Annotated in this window: 11 protein-coding genes and 1 pseudogene; 5 read left to right on the top strand and 7 right to left on the bottom strand. The window is 65.7% G+C overall.

Annotated elements, in window-relative coordinates:
- Positions 1-153: 153 nt before the first annotated feature.
- The 3 genes and pseudogenes from WN72_RS02085 (at position 154) to WN72_RS02075 (ending at position 2,618) form a co-directional block, all read left to right on the top strand.
- Positions 154-1,377 carry a divergent polysaccharide deacetylase family protein gene (locus WN72_RS02085; RefSeq protein WP_092217826.1) on the top strand — a complete coding sequence of 408 codons (1,224 nt, stop codon included), beginning with the start codon at positions 154-156 and terminating at the stop codon, positions 1,375-1,377.
- 77 nt (positions 1,378-1,454) lie between these two features.
- On the top strand, positions 1,455-1,961 hold the full coding sequence (locus WN72_RS02080; RefSeq protein WP_027561884.1) for an RNA pyrophosphohydrolase: 507 nt from the start codon (positions 1,455-1,457) through the stop codon (positions 1,959-1,961).
- 158 nt (positions 1,962-2,119) lie between these two features.
- A pseudogene (locus tag WN72_RS02075) lies at positions 2,120-2,618 on the top strand (RNA pyrophosphohydrolase).
- Positions 2,619-2,786: 168 nt separating this feature from the next.
- Here the strand turns inward: WN72_RS02075 and WN72_RS02070 are convergent.
- From WN72_RS02070 to WN72_RS02045, 6 genes are all read right to left on the bottom strand, one after another.
- Positions 2,787-4,466, bottom strand: coding sequence for an adenylate/guanylate cyclase domain-containing protein (locus tag WN72_RS02070; RefSeq protein WP_092217827.1), 1,680 nt, complete (start codon positions 4,464-4,466; stop codon positions 2,787-2,789).
- A gap of 150 nt (positions 4,467-4,616) precedes the next feature.
- Positions 4,617-5,024, bottom strand: coding sequence for a F0F1 ATP synthase subunit epsilon (locus WN72_RS02065; protein ID WP_027561881.1), 408 nt, complete (start codon positions 5,022-5,024; stop codon positions 4,617-4,619).
- 86 nt (positions 5,025-5,110) lie between these two features.
- Positions 5,111-6,544: a F0F1 ATP synthase subunit beta gene (gene atpD, locus WN72_RS02060; RefSeq protein ID WP_027561880.1), complete on the bottom strand. Its 1,434-nt coding sequence runs from the start codon at positions 6,542-6,544 to the stop codon at positions 5,111-5,113.
- 81 nt (positions 6,545-6,625) lie between these two features.
- Positions 6,626-7,498, bottom strand: a complete 873-nt coding sequence (locus WN72_RS02055; protein WP_027561879.1) for a F0F1 ATP synthase subunit gamma — start codon at positions 7,496-7,498, stop codon at positions 6,626-6,628.
- 142 nt (positions 7,499-7,640) lie between these two features.
- Entirely contained in the window at positions 7,641-9,170 is a 1,530-nt protein-coding gene (gene atpA, locus WN72_RS02050) for a F0F1 ATP synthase subunit alpha (RefSeq protein WP_027561878.1), read from the bottom strand.
- Positions 9,170-9,730: a F0F1 ATP synthase subunit delta gene (locus tag WN72_RS02045; RefSeq protein ID WP_027561877.1), complete on the bottom strand. Its 561-nt coding sequence runs from the start codon at positions 9,728-9,730 to the stop codon at positions 9,170-9,172. The genes atpA and WN72_RS02045 overlap by 1 nt, the downstream gene beginning before the upstream one ends.
- 661 nt (positions 9,731-10,391) lie before the next feature.
- On the opposite strand from WN72_RS02045, the gene WN72_RS02040 reads away from it, so the two are divergent.
- Entirely contained in the window at positions 10,392-10,898 is a 507-nt protein-coding gene (locus WN72_RS02040; RefSeq protein WP_027561876.1) for a septal ring lytic transglycosylase RlpA family protein, read from the top strand.
- Between the two features lie 210 nt (positions 10,899-11,108).
- On the opposite strand, the gene WN72_RS02035 is transcribed toward WN72_RS02040, so the two are convergent.
- On the bottom strand, positions 11,109-13,319 hold the full coding sequence (locus tag WN72_RS02035; RefSeq protein WP_092217828.1) for a primosomal protein N': 2,211 nt from the start codon (positions 13,317-13,319) through the stop codon (positions 11,109-11,111).
- 123 nt (positions 13,320-13,442) lie between these two features.
- On the opposite strand from WN72_RS02035, the gene WN72_RS02030 reads away from it, so the two are divergent.
- Positions 13,443-14,408, top strand: coding sequence for a tyrosine recombinase XerC (locus tag WN72_RS02030; protein WP_027561874.1), 966 nt, complete (start codon positions 13,443-13,445; stop codon positions 14,406-14,408).

Genomic DNA, 14,408 nt, shown 5'->3' with positions numbered 1-14,408 from the left:
CGCGGCTCCGGAAGAGCGGCGCTTCCTCACCTCTCCCGCTTGCGGGAGAGGGGCGCACCTCCATCCGATTCGATCACGCCCCCCGGCCTCTCCCGGCCTGCCGCCACTTGACCCCGGCGTGGTATCGTCGGGGTGAGTGATTCGGGATCTCGCATGACTGAAACGGCCGATGATCTGAGCGCCCCGCTCGGACAGGACAAGCCGCGCCGCAAACGCCGGCTGCGGCTGCCGTTCACGGCCATGCAGCTCCTCGCCGTCATGCTCGGCCTGTTCCTCGTCACCTTCGCCGGTTTCGCCATCTTCAACAAGGATCCGCTCGGCGGCGAGCCGATGACGCGGATCGCGATCCGCGAGCCCAAAGCGACCGACGAGAAGCCGGTCGCCTCCGGTCATGGGCAGGATCAGGCCCAGACGAGCAAGCATGAGACCAAGGAAGCGGCGAAGCCGGCGGGCGAGCAGAAGACCGTCACCATGATCGACGGCTCCACCGGCGCGCGCCGTGACGTCGTGATCGGCGCCGGCGATGCCGCGGACAAGGGTGACGCGGCGGCCGCATCAGCCCCGCCGCCCGTCATGGCGGGGATCGACACGAAGCTGCTGGAGAAGTCGCGCTATGGCATGATCCCCGTGGTCGCCGGAGACCTGAAGCCCTTCAACGTCTATGCGGCGGACGCCGATCGCGCCAAGGCCGCCAAGATGCCGGTGGTCGCGATCGTGATCGGTGGCCTCGGCGTCGGCGCGGCAAAAACCACCGATGCGATCATGAAGCTGCCGGCCGCGGTGACGCTGGCCTTCACGCCCTACGGCGCCGATCCCGGCAAGCTCGCCGAACGCGCCCGCGCCCAGCGCCACGAGATCTTCCTCCAGATCCCGATGGAGCCCTACGACTTTCCGGACAACGATCCAGGGCCGCAGACGCTGCTAACCTCGCTCACCACCGACCAGAACATGGACCGCCTGTACTGGCACCTGAGCCGGATGCAGGGCTATGCCGGCATCACCAATTTCATGGGCGCCCGCTTCATCGCGACGGACGCGGCGATGCAGCCGGTCATCCGCGAGGCGGCCAAGCGCGGTCTCGGCTTCTTCGACGACGGCTCCTCGCCGCGCAGCATCGCGCCGCAGGCCGCCGGGAGCCAGGCGATGCCGTTCGGCAAGGGCGACATCGCGATCGACGCGGTGCCGACCGCGACCGAGATCGACCGCGCCCTCAACAAGCTCGAAGCGGCAGCGCGCGAGCGCGGCGCCGCAATCGGCACCGCCTCGGCCCTGCCCGTCTCGATCGAGCGCATCAGTGCCTGGACCCGGACATTGAGCGACCGAGGTATCCTTTTGGTGCCATTGACAACCGTGATGCTGAAATCAAAATCCAGCTAAATCAACGGATTGGTACGGCACGAGGTCGGCGGGGCCTGTTCGAGCCCTACCGACAGCACGCGGAGAGGTCTGGCGGAATGGCGCGTTACGAGGATCTGCCCTACCGGACCTGCGTCGGTGTGATGCTGATCAACCCAAAGGGACTGGTGTTCATCGGCCGCCGCGCCGGCGGCGTCGAGCATGTCGACGACAGCCATGTCTGGCAGATGCCGCAAGGCGGCGTCGATCCCGGCGAGGACACCTGGGAGGCCGCGCGCCGCGAGCTCTATGAGGAAACCAGCGTGCGCTCGGTCGAGCGGCTCGGCGAGGTTCCGGACTGGCTCACCTACGACATTCCGCGCACGGTGGCGGGCCGCGCCTGGAAGGGCCGCTATCGCGGCCAGCGCCAGAAATGGTACGCAGTGCGCTTCACCGGCAAGGACAGCGAGATCAATGTCGAGAAGCCCGGCGGCGGCGGCCACAAGGCCGAATTCGTGAGCTGGCGCTGGGAGCCGATGAAGAACCTCCCCGGGCTGATCATCCCGTTCAAGCGCCCGGTCTACGAGCGCGTGGTGCAGGAATTTTCCGCGCTGGCGGACGACTAGATCAGTCGTCGCGCCCTCGGTCGTCGTCCCCGCGAAGGCGGGGACCCATAACCCCAGGGAGTAGTTTTGCCACGGATGGCAACCACGAGCTTTCAACCGACGGCGGCCTGTGGTTATGGATTCCGGGCTCGCGCTTTGCGCGCCCCGGAATGACTGAGATGACCAACGAAAAACCCTACCGCCCCAACGTCGGCATCGCGCTGTTCAATGCCCACGGCCGCGTGCTGATCGGCCACCGCTTCAAGGGCGACGGGCCCGAGATCATCCTGCCCGGCCTCGACTGGCAGATGCCGCAGGGCGGTGTCGACGAGGGCGAGAACCTGCGCGATGCGGCGATGCGCGAGCTGTGGGAGGAGACCAGCGTCGTCAGCGCCGACTATCTCGGCGAGACCGACTGGTTCACCTACGAATTCCCGCCCTATGACGGACCGCAGACGCATCGCCTGGCAAAATTCCGCGGCCAGCGCCAAAAATGGTTCGCGCTGCGCTTCACCGGCAAGGACGACGAGATCGATCCGCTGACACCGCGCAACGACCAGCCCGCCGAATTCGACGCCTGGCGCTGGGAGCGCCTCGACCGCGTCGCCGACCGTGGTGCCGTTCCGGCGCGAGGTCTATCGCGCCGTGGCACGAGAGTTTGCGCCGTTCGGAAACTGAGCCTGCGAAAACAACCCCATGCACAGTAGAGCGGGGGGTTGAAATCATTAGAGATCTTTTTGTCGGGGGTGCGTGTAAGGGAGGCACCGCTCTCTCCCTCTCTCCCCCGCAAGGGGGGAGGGAACGCACCTCCGCTAGCGCGCTAGTCGGGGCTGATCCAGGCAAGTCCTAATTGATCGGTCCCACCGTGAACGGGCCGATGGCGATGACGTGGCAATCGCTGTCGCGCTTGGCGCACTCGCCGAGTGCGGCATTGACGGCGGTCTGCTCGTCGGCGGCTTTCAGGCCGAGACCCGGGCGGCCGGCGGTACCGACCGCAACCGCATTCCAGCCCATGGCATCGCCGAGCTTGCGCACGACGTCGTCGCGCGCGTCGGCGACGATCGAGGGATTGCTGGCGGCATGGAAGAAGCCGGTGATCCTGAACAGGGCCGGGATCGGCACGACGAAATTGTCGTCGACCGCGACGATCATGCAGGCGACGCCGGCGATGGCGCCGCACGATTCCAGCGAACGCCGCGCCGCATCCTCGGCGGAGGCTGCACCGAGCACCATGAAATATTGTCCGCCCGGGCCGAGTGCGACCGATCGGGATTTCGCCGCCGGCACGAACATGTTCTCGAGCCGCACCTTTTGCTGTTCGCGCACGATCGGAAAATCCTTCGACGCGAAGGCCCGCTCGGTCATGGCGTCATGCCGGAAGTACGGCGACGGCGGCATCGGCGGCTTGCCGTGGGCGTAGACGACGTTGTTGCCGACCGCATAGATCTCGCAGCGCCGCGGCGATTGCGCCGCATCGGCGCGTTTCTGGCACTGCTCGATCGCGCCGTTGCGCGCAGCCTCCTCGCTCGGCTGGTTCAACACCGAGCCGGTGAAGCCGCCGATATTCAGCGCGAAGGCCTTGTAGTCGCCGGCGGCCGAATAATCGCCGGCGAGGTAATTGCGGACGCGCTCGTTGATGAAGGGCACGCTGTCGGCGGCAAGCTTGCCCGTCATCGGCGCGGCGGATGGTGACGGCGTTGGCATCGGCGCCATCGCAGCGCCGGCATTCGACGGCGCCATCGGGGCCATCGGCGCCTTTGCAATTTGGGTCGGCGTTGGGCTCGGCGCCGCGGCCGTCGCAGTCGGCGTTGCGCTCGGCACGGCACTGGGAGTGACCGTCGGCGTCGATGCGGCGTTCGCCGTCTGCTTGAGCTTGGTGTTGTAGAGGAAGCCCGAGACAACGATGGCGACGATCGAGACGACGGCCACCACGAGCGGCCACATCCACACCGGCGCGGCGGCGAGCTTCGCACCCGCCTTCTTCACCTGCGGCTTGGCGTAGGTGCCGTCCTCGCGCCGCATCGCCACCATGTAGGCGTGCACGGGCGTCGGGATGTTCTTGACCTCCTGCGCGCCGATATCGGCGAACTGCACCGAGAGCTTGTTGGCGACCTGCTCGTGCACCGCGCGGGAGACGCAGATGCCGCCGACCTCGGCGAGGCCTTCGAGCCGCGCCGCGATATTGACGCCGTCGCCCAGCAAATCGCCGTCGCGCTCGACCACGTCGCCGATGGTGATGCCGATGCGGAACGACATCTGGCGGCTCGGTGGATAGGCCATGTTGCGGGTACGCAAGGACTCCTGGATGTCGATCGCGCAGCGCACCGCATCCACCGCGCTCGGAAATTCCGCGAGCACGGCATCGCCCGCCGTGTTGAAGATGCGTCCGCCCGCCTTGGCGATGAAATCGTCGACGACCTCCCGATAGGAGGCGAGACGCCGCAGCGTCTCCTCTTCGTCCTCCGCGACCAGCCTCGAGTAACCGGCAATATCGGCTGCGAAAATCGCCGCGATCTTGCGTTTCATCTGCACCCAGCCCCGGAACAAATTCGCGGGCGCAGAATGCCGCTATCTTCGGCGCGGTGCAACAAAGTTTCAGCGCCCGCCACGGTCGGTGACGAGCGCTGAACTTGTTCAGGAATTTTAGCTTGAGCCCCGGAGCGGAAGCCCCGGGGCTTAGTGCATAGCCGTGGTGTTGAGCTCGTGCTGGATGCTCTTGTAATGGTCGAGCCGCGCGATCGCGAGATCCAGCTCGGAGCCTTCCTTCTCGGACAGCTTTTCCTGCAGTTCCGCGATCTTGTCGGCGAACTGCGCCCGATCCAGCTCCTCGATCGACGTTGCGACGTCGGCGAGCACGGTCAGGCGATCTTCGGACACTTCGGCGAGCCCACCGGTCACGATGACCTTCTGCTTCTGGCCGCCGGTGATGATCGTCAGGATACCCGGCCGCACAGCAGCCACGAGGGGGGCATGTCCGGCGAGCACGCCGAAATCGCCTTCCCAGCCGGGGACATCGACCTGGTCGACCTCACCCGAGAATGCGAGCCTTTCCGGCGAGACGAGATCGAAATGGAAGGTGGCCATGGAGAACCTGCGAATGGTGAGTGGCGAATGGCGAGTGGCAAAAGAGAGAGCAGCTATTCGCTACTCCCTATTCGCTATTCGCCAGCTTAGGCGGCCTCGGCCGCCAGCTTCTTGCCCTTCTCGACCGCCTCTTCGATCGTGCCGACCATGTAGAAGGCAGCTTCCGGCAGGTGGTCGTACTTGCCTTCCACCAGGCCCTTGAAGCCCTTGATGGTGTCGGCGAGGTCGACGAACTTGCCCGGCGAGCCCGTGAAGATTTCGGCGACGTGGAACGGCTGCGACATGAAGCGCTCGACCTTGCGGGCGCGGGCCACGGTCAGCTTGTCCTCTTCCGAGAGCTCGTCCATGCCGAGAATGGCGATGATGTCCTGGAGCGCCTTGTAGCGCTGCAGCACCTGCTGGACCTGACGGGCGACCGCGTAGTGCTCCTCGCCGACGACCAGCGGGGAGAGCATGCGCGAGGTCGAGTCGAGCGGGTCCACCGCCGGATAGATGCCCTTTTCAGCGATCGAGCGCGACAGCGTGGTGGTCGCGTCCAAGTGCGCGAACGAGGTCGCGGGCGCCGGGTCGGTCAAGTCGTCGGCCGGAACGTAGATGGCCTGCACCGAGGTGATCGAGCCCTTCTGCGTGGTGGTGATGCGCTCCTGCAGCGCGCCCATGTCGGTGGCGAGCGTCGGCTGATAACCCACCGCCGAAGGAATACGGCCGAGCAGCGCCGACACTTCCGAGCCGGCCTGGGTGAAGCGGAAGATGTTGTCGACGAAGAACAGCACGTCCTGACCCTGGTCGCGGAAGTCTTCCGCGATGGTCAGACCGGTGAGCGCGACGCGGGCGCGGGCGCCCGGCGGCTCGTTCATCTGGCCGAACACCAGCGCGCACTTCGACTTCACGCTCGGATCCGGATTCTTCGGGTCCGCGTTGACCTTGGACTCGATGAACTCGTGATAGAGGTCGTTGCCCTCGCGGGTGCGCTCGCCGACGCCGGCGAACACGGAGTAACCGCCGTGCGCCTTCGCGACGTTGTTGATCAGCTCCTGGATCAGCACGGTCTTGCCGACGCCGGCGCCGCCGAACAGGCCGATCTTGCCGCCCTTGGCGTAGGGAGCGAGGAGGTCGACGACCTTGATGCCGGTGACGAGAATTTCAGCTTCGGTGGACTGGTCGGTGTAAGTCGGCGCTTCCTGGTGGATCGCGCGCAGGCCTTCCGTCTTGACCGGACCGGCTTCGTCGATCGGCTCGCCGATGACGTTGATGATGCGGCCGAGCGTGCCTTCGCCGACGGGAACGCGGATCGGAGCGCCGGTGTCGGTGACTTCCTGGCCGCGGACGAGACCCTCGGTGGTGTCCATCGCGATGGTGCGGACGGTGGACTCGCCGAGATGCTGGGCGACTTCGAGCACCAGGCGATTGCCGCCGTTCTTGGTCTCGAGCGAATTGAGAATGGCCGGGAGGTGGCCTTCGAACTGCACGTCGACGACGGCGCCGATGACCTGGGTGACGCGACCGACCTGGGCTGCCATTGAATGTCTCCTTCGATCCGAACTTCTAGACCACGGTCAGCTGACCGGGATGTTGCGTTGATGGGTACCGATGCGTCTTTGCTAGACGGCTTCGGCGCCCGAGATGATTTCGATCAGTTCCTTGGTGATCTGCGCCTGACGCGTGCGGTTGTAGACCAGCGTCTGCTTGCGGATCATCTCACCGGCGTTGCGCGTCGCGTTGTCCATCGCGCTCATCTGCGCGCCGTAGAACGAGGCGTTGTTCTCGAGCAGCGCGCGGAAGATCTGGACCGCGAGGTTGCGCGGCAGCAGGCGGGTGAGGATCTCGTCCTCTTCCGGCTCGTATTCGTAAGACGTCGTGTTGGCGGCAGCGCCCTCCTCGACCACCAGCGGGATGATCTGCTGGGCGGTCGGGATCTGCGCGATGACCGACTTGAAGCGCGAATAGAACAAGGTGCAGACGTCGAACTCGCCGGCCTCGAAGCGCGCCAGGACCTTCTTGGCGATGTCCTCGGCGTTGACGAAGCCGAGCTGGCGGACGCTGCGCAGATCGAGATGCTCGACGATCTGCTTGTCGAACTGACGGCGCAGCTGCTCGTAACCCTTGCGGCCGACGCAGAAGAATTTCACTTCCTTGCCCTGCGTGATCAGCGCCAAAGCGCGCTCGCGGGCAAGACGCACGATCGAGGAGTTGAAGGCGCCGGACAGGCCGCGCTCGCCGGTGCAGACCAGCAGCAGGTGGACCTGATCGCGGCCGGTGCCGGCCAGCAGCGTCGGCGCGCCGGGCGAACCCGCAGCGGCGCTGGCGATGTTGGAGATCACCGCGCTCATCTTGTCGGCATAGGGACGCGCGGCTTCCGCCGCGGTCTGCGCGCGACGCAGCTTGGAGGCCGCGACCATCTGCATGGCCTTGGTGATCTTTTGCGTCGCCTTGGTGGAGGCGATGCGGACGCGCATGTCTTTAAGTGACGCCATTCTTCGTCCCCAGCGATCAGCCTGTGGCTCGACCGCGACCCTATCCTTTCGTCATGCCCGGGCTTGTCCCGGGCATCCACGTCTTTCCCCTCCACGCGGCGACGCGTGGATGGCCGGGACAAGCCCGGCCATGACGGGCCTCTTAAGCGAAGCTCTTCGCGAAGCCTTCGACCACCGACTTCAGCTTGGCGGCGCTGTCGTCCGAGAGGTCACGGCTGTCGCGGATCGTGTTGAGGAGGTCGGCATTCTTGCCGCGCAGCAGCGACAGCAGGCCGTCCTCGAACGCGCGCACCTTGTTGACCGGAAGCGGGTCGAGATAGCCGTTGGTGCCGGCCCAGATCACGCAGACCTGCTCTTCCATCTTCAGCGGCGAGAACTGCGGCTGCTTCAGGAGCTCGGTCAGGCGCGAACCACGGTTCAGCAGGCGCTGGGTCGAGGCGTCGAGGTCGGAGCCGAACTGCGCGAACGCCGCCATTTCGCGGTACTGCGCGAGCTCGCCCTTGATCTTGCCGGCGACCTTCTTGGTGGCCTTGGTCTGCGCCGAGGAGCCGACGCGCGACACCGACAGACCGACGTTCACCGCAGGACGGATACCCTGGAAGAACAGGTCGGTTTCCAGGAAGATCTGGCCGTCGGTGATCGAGATGACGTTGGTCGGGATGTAGGCCGACACGTCGTTGGCCTGGGTTTCGATGACCGGCAGCGCCGTCAGCGAGCCCGAACCATGGTCCTTGCTGAGCTTCGCCGCGCGCTCGAGCAGGCGGGAGTGCAGATAGAACACGTCGCCCGGATAGGCTTCGCGGCCCGGCGGACGGCGCAGCAGCAGCGACATCTGGCGGTAAGCGACGGCCTGCTTGGACAGATCGTCGTAGATGATGACGGCGTGCATGCCGTTGTCGCGGAAGAATTCGCCCATGGTGCAGGCAGTAAAGGGGGCGATGTACTGCATCGGCGCCGGATCCGAGGCGGTGGCGGCGACGACGATCGAGTATTCGAGCGCGCCCTGCTCTTCCAGCACCTTCACGAACTGGGCGACGGTCGAACGCTTCTGGCCGACCGCGACGTAGACGCAATACAGCTTGATGTTCTCGTCGGGCTGCGCGTTGAGCGGCTTCTGGTTCAGGATGGTGTCGAGCGCGATCGCGGTCTTGCCGGTCTGACGGTCGCCGATGATCAGCTCGCGCTGGCCGCGGCCGATCGGGATCAGGGCGTCGATCGCCTTGAGGCCGGTCGCCATCGGCTCGCTCACCGACTTGCGCGGAATGATGCCGGGCGCCTTGACGTCGACGCGCATACGCTTGTCGGCCTGGATCGGACCCTTGCCGTCGATGGGATTGCCGAGCGCGTCGACGACGCGGCCGAGCAGGCCCTTGCCGACCGGCGCGTCCACGATGGCGCGGGTGCGCTTGACGGTCTGGCCTTCCTTAATCTCGCGGTCGGCACCGAAAATAACGACACCGACGTTGTCGGTTTCGAGGTTCAGCGCCATGCCGCGGGTGCCGTTCTCGAACTCGACCATTTCACCGGCCTGGACGTTGTCCAGACCATAGACGCGGGCGATACCGTCGCCGACGGACAGCACCTGTCCGACTTCGGAGACTTCAGCTTCCTGGCCGAAATTCTTGATCTGGTCCTTGAGGATCGCGGAAATTTCCGCGGCGCGGATGTCCATCAGCCTGCCTCTTTCATCGCGTGCTTGATCGAATTGAGTTTGGTGCGAAGCGAACCATCGACCATGCGGCTGCCCAGCTTGACGACGAGGCCACCGATGATCGAGGGATCGACTTTCACGTTCAGCGCGACGTCCTTGCCGGTCACCGACTTCAGGGCAACCTTGAGGGCGTCGAGATTCTTGTCAGAGAGCGCTTCCGCCACGGTCACGTCGGCCGTCGTCTCGCCCTTGAACTTGGCGACGAGGGCGCGATAGGCGCGGATGACGTCAGCCACCGCGAACAGGCGGCGGTTGGCGGTCAGCACTTTGAGGAAATTGGCGGAGATGCCGGCGATGCCGGCCTTGTCCAGCACAGCCCCAAGCGCCTTGGTCTGGGCCTCGGCCGCGAACACCGGGCTGCGGACGAGGCGCTTGAGATCGGCGCTCTCGTTCAGCAAGGCATCGAATTTATCGAGATCGGCCTTGACCTCGTCGACCACTTTCTGGTCGCGGGCCAGTTCAAACAAGGCCGTTGCATAACGGCCCGACACACCTGAAACGGACGTATCTTCTGCAGCCACAGACGCGCTCTTTTTGCTGTCAAACTCGCAAGGGAAAAACCGTCGCCACGAAGCGGCGCCTAGCGATCCAAGCCCTTGGAATTCAAGCGGGACTTCGATTTTCGGCCGACACGGGAGGTGCCGGGTCCGTTAAAATCGCGGCTTTGCTAACATAGCAGGCGCGCACGTGCAACATGACGCCAAATTAAAGGCATGAGGTTCGTTCGCCAGTTCGTCGCAGTCGCGCGCGCGGAATGATGAGCTCTCAGGCAACCTTTCCAGTCAACCTGCCGTGCCACGGAATTGCCGCGAGCCTTACGGCGACATCTCGCCATTTCGTTCCTGCCCCCAGCGCATAGCGGCCATGAACACGGATCGCAGAGGCGTGACAGCGGGCCGGCCTGCGCCCCCTTCCGAATACTTATCGAATTCTAAAGATCGGGAACAACGACTTCGCTTTACAGTATTCGTAAGTAAATTGAAGGTTAACGAATTATTAAAATGGAAAATTGCGGAACATCCGCTGCAATATCGGTGCCAGTCACAAGACATGTCATGACGACATATAATGGATTTACTGCCCAATTCACGCCTCATTGGGAATCGAAACGCCGTCCCGCTCACAAACTGATGGGGGCTCCACTTGCCACATATGTGGCAATACTAGCTTAGGGACCGATAAATGCTGTCTTTGAAGACGCTGGGCACCGTGACCCGGCCGCGCACGGCGATTGCCTTTGTTGCCGCAACTCTCATCGTCGGTGGAACTGCCACCGAAGCTTCCGCCAAATCCCGGCATCACCACCGGCACTCGCACCATCACCGCCACCACGCCCAGGCCGACACCAATGCCGGCGCAGAGTGGCGCAACGCCAATGCGTCCATGACCCCGTCCTCGGGCACCGGCCGCAGCTTCTCCGGCATGGCCTCCTATTACGGCAACGAATCCGGCAGCCGCACCGCCTCGGGCCAGCGCTTCAACCAGAATGCCATGACCGCGGCACACCGTTCGCTGCCGTTCGGCACCAAGCTCCGCGTCACCCATGGCGGCCAGAGTGTCATCGTCACCATCAATGACCGTGGCCCGTTCATTCGCGGCCGCGTGCTCGACCTCTCCACGGGCGCAGCCCGCGCCATCGGCCTCACCGGCGCCGGTGTCGGCCGCGTCACCGCCGAAGTCGTCTCGTAAGGCGTTCAAGACGCCTCACATTGCCCGCGCAGATTTCATCAGTTTGATGCGCGCATGAAACAAGCCCGCGGTCTTGGGGGACCGCGGGCTTTTTTATTCCCTGTCATTCCGGGGCGCGACGAAGTCGCGAGCCCGGAATCCATTGGGCGACAGAGTCTGCGGTGAAATGGATTCCGGGCTCGCGCTGCGCGCGCCCCGGAATGACGGTCGCTACAAAAAGCTCTGCGGATCGACGTCGACTTCCAGCTTCAGATTGCCTGTCGGCTTCGGGCACACCGCGAGCCAGTTGCGCAAGTAATCCGAAAGGTCAAAGCCGCGCGCCGACTTCACCAGGATACGGAAGCGGTAGCGGCCCTTGATCACGGCGAGCGGGGCTTCGGCCGGGCCCAGCACGACGACGCGCTCGTCGCGCGGGGCGAGCGCCACCAGCTTGCGGCCGAAACCATCCGCGCTCGGGCGGTCGCCCGCGGAGATGATCAGGCTCGCGAGCCGGCCGAACGGCGGATAGAGCGTTCTCTCGCGCAGGTCGATCTCGCTGTCGTAAAAGGCCTCGCGGTCGCAGGCGATCAGCGCCTTCATCACGGGATGATCGGGCTGGTGGGTCTGGAGATAGCCGACGCCGCGGCCCTGCTCGCGGCCGGCGCGGCCGATCACCTGGTTGAGCAATTGCCAGGTACGTTCCGCCGCGCGCGGATCGCCATTGCTAAGGCCGAGATCCGCATCGACCACGCCGACGAGATTGAGTCGCGGGAAATTGTGGCCCTTGGCGACGAGCTGGGTGCCGATGATGATGTCGACGCGGCCCTCGGCGATCTCGGCGAGCTCCGAGCGCATCGTCTCGATCGAGGTGATGAGATCGCTCGACAGCACCATGGTGCGTGCGTCCGGGAACAGCGCGGCCGCCTCCTCCTGCAAACGCTCGACGCCGGGCCCGACCGCGACCAGCGATTCCTCCGCCGAGCAGTTCGGGCAGAGATGCGGGCGCGGCATCGAGAAGCCGCAATGGTGGCAGACGAGGCGCTGGCGGAATCGGTGATCGACCAGCCAGGCATCGCAGATGGTGCAGGCGAAGCGATGGCCGCAAGCGCGGCACAGCGTCAGCGGCGCATAGCCGCGGCGGTTGAGGAACAGGAGCGCCTGCTCGCGCCGCTCGATCGCGGTCCTGATCTCGCCTGCAAGCCGCGGCGAGATGAAGCGGCCGCGCGCGGGCGGCTCGCGGCGCAGGTCGATGGCCTCGATATGCGGCATGTGCTGGCCGCCGAAGCGCGACGGCAGCGCGACGCGCTGATAGCGGTTCTTGCGCGCATTAACCTCGGATTCGACCGAGGGCGTCGCCGAGGCCAGCACGACCGGGATCTTTGCGATGTGCCCGCGCACCACCGCCATGTCGCGGGCGTGATAATGCACGCCCTCGTCCTGCTTGTAGGCCTGGTCGTGCTCCTCATCGACGACGATGAGGCCGAGATTGGCATAAGGCAGGAACAGCGCCGAGCGCGCGCCGACCACGACGGGCGCCGATCCCTCGGAGATCGCCGCCCAATTGCGCGCGCGGGTGCGCGGCGTCAGCTCGGAATGCCACTCGATCGGGCGCACGCCGAAGCGCTGCGCAAAACGGTCGAGGAACTGGCCGGTGAGCGCGATCTCCGGCATCAGGATCAGTGACTGTTTTCCGCGGCGGATGGTCTCCGCAACGGCCTCGAAATAGACCTCGGTCTTGCCCGAGCCGGTGACGCCGTCGAGCAGCGCGACGTGGAAGGTGCCGTTGGCCGCGAGGGCGCGCATCGCATCGACGCCGGCACGCTGCAGCGGCGAGAAATCCGGCCGGCCGAAATCGGGATCGGGTGCCGGCGGCGGCGGAGGCGGCGGCATCGGCTCGACCGTGAGCGTGCCTTCGTCGACGAGGCCATCGATCACGCCGGCGGAGACGCCGGCTTCCTTGGCGGCCTCGGACTTGCCGTGCAGCAGCCGGTCGGACAGCACCTCGATCACGCGCGCCCGCGCCGGCGTCAGGCGCCTGGGGGGATCACCGACCAGGCGCACGCCGGGGCGGACCCGCTCGGGACCCAAATTCTCGCCCATGCGCAGGCACATGCGCAGCACCATGCCGCGCGGGCTCAGCGTGTAATTGGCGACCCAGTCGACGACCGCGCGCAATTCGGGTTTCAGCGGCTGGATGTCGAGCTTCTCGCTGACCTCCTTGAGGCGGTTGTGCAGGCGCGGATCGGGGTTGGCGTTCTCGCCCCAGACCACGGCCAGCACCTCGCGCGGGCCGAGCGGCACACTGAGGAGATCGCCCGCCTTCAGCTCCATGCCGCGCGGCACCTTGTAGGAATAGGTCTGGTCGAGCGCGACCGGCACCAGCACGTCGACCATGCGGGTCGCGTTGGTAGGGGCGGCGTTGCTGCGCGACGTGTGATCCATCAACGGTCTTTGGAGGGAGAATCGGAACCTTGCGGCCTTCAGGCTAGCGCCGTGGCGCGGCCTTAGCGAACAGTAAACTGGTGTGATGCGATATACTGTGCGGAATCATTACGTCCAGAGCGCATGAGCAAAGCGGCCGCCCCCCCAATCGAGCTCGCCAGCGCCGATCCCACGATCGCGCTGGAGATGACGCGCTGGCTGGCGCATCTCGGCGCCGAGCGGCGGCTGTCGCCGAAGACGCTGGAGGCCTATGGCCGGGACTTGCGGCAGTGCCTGGATTTCCTTTGCAGCCATTGGGGCGAGCGCGTGACGCTCGAACGATTCGCATCGCTCGAAGCCACCGACATCCGCGCCTTCATGGCGATGCGCCGCGCCGACGACATTGCCGGCCGTTCATTGATGCGCGCGCTGGCGGGCCTGCGCTCGTTCGGCCGCTTCCTCGAGCGCGAGGGCAAGGGCAAGGTCGGCGCTCTCTCCGCCATCCGCGCGCCGAAGGTGGCGAAGAGCCTGCCTAAGCCGCTGCCGATGGCGTCGGCAAAGCGTCTTGCCGATGCCGACGAGCGCGCCGGCGAGGAACGCGAGACCTGGATCCTGACGCGCGATGCCGCCGTGATGGCGCTCTTGTATGGCTCGGGCCTGCGCATCTCCGAGGCGTTGGGGCTGAAGCGCCGCGAGGTGCCGCGGCCCGGCGAAGGCGACGTGCTGATCGTCACCGGCAAAGGCAACAAGACCCGCATGGTACCGGTGCTGCAGAACGTGCTGGAGCTCGTGCAGGAATACGTGTCGATGTGCCCGTATCCGTTGCCGGCGGAAGGCCCGATCTTCGTCGGCGCGCGCGGCGGTCCCCTCAGCCCACGCATCATCCAACTCGCGATGGAGCGGCTGCGCGGCGCGCTTGGCCTCCCCGACAGCGCGACGCCGCACGCGCTGCGCCATTCCTTCGCCACGCATCTGCTCTCGCGCGGCGGCGATTTGCGCGCCATCCAGGAATTGCTCGGCCATTCCTCGCTCTCGACCACGCAAATCTATACCGGGATCGATTCCGAGCGCCTGCTCGAAGTCTATGCGAGTGCGCATCCGCGGCGCTGA

This window comes from Bradyrhizobium arachidis (assembly GCF_015291705.1).
GTDB classification, from domain to species: Bacteria; Pseudomonadota; Alphaproteobacteria; order Rhizobiales; family Xanthobacteraceae; genus Bradyrhizobium; species Bradyrhizobium arachidis.
Note: the sequence above shows the minus strand (reverse complement) of the source record. Positions and strands in the feature narration are given on the sequence as shown.

What these genes read in the sequence shown, in the direction of transcription:
- WN72_RS02080 (WP_027561884.1), top strand. Translation starts at nt 1,455, where the DNA reads ATGGCGCGTTACGAGGATCTGCCCTACCGGACCTGCGTCGGTGTGATG.
- WN72_RS02055 (WP_027561879.1), bottom strand. Translation starts at nt 7,498, where the DNA reads ATGGCGTCACTTAAAGACATGCGCGTCCGCATCGCCTCCACCAAGGCG.
- WN72_RS02070 (WP_092217827.1), bottom strand. Translation starts at nt 4,466, where the DNA reads ATGAAACGCAAGATCGCGGCGATTTTCGCAGCCGATATTGCCGGTTAC.
- WN72_RS02065 (WP_027561881.1), bottom strand. Translation starts at nt 5,024, where the DNA reads ATGGCCACCTTCCATTTCGATCTCGTCTCGCCGGAAAGGCTCGCATTC.
- WN72_RS02085 (WP_092217826.1), top strand. Translation starts at nt 154, where the DNA reads ATGACTGAAACGGCCGATGATCTGAGCGCCCCGCTCGGACAGGACAAG.
- WN72_RS02040 (WP_027561876.1), top strand. Translation starts at nt 10,392, where the DNA reads ATGCTGTCTTTGAAGACGCTGGGCACCGTGACCCGGCCGCGCACGGCG.
- atpA (WP_027561878.1), bottom strand. Translation starts at nt 9,170, where the DNA reads ATGGACATCCGCGCCGCGGAAATTTCCGCGATCCTCAAGGACCAGATC.
- WN72_RS02030 (WP_027561874.1), top strand. Translation starts at nt 13,443, where the DNA reads ATGAGCAAAGCGGCCGCCCCCCCAATCGAGCTCGCCAGCGCCGATCCC.
- atpD (WP_027561880.1), bottom strand. Translation starts at nt 6,544, where the DNA reads ATGGCAGCCCAGGTCGGTCGCGTCACCCAGGTCATCGGCGCCGTCGTC.
- WN72_RS02035 (WP_092217828.1), bottom strand. Translation starts at nt 13,319, where the DNA reads ATGGATCACACGTCGCGCAGCAACGCCGCCCCTACCAACGCGACCCGC.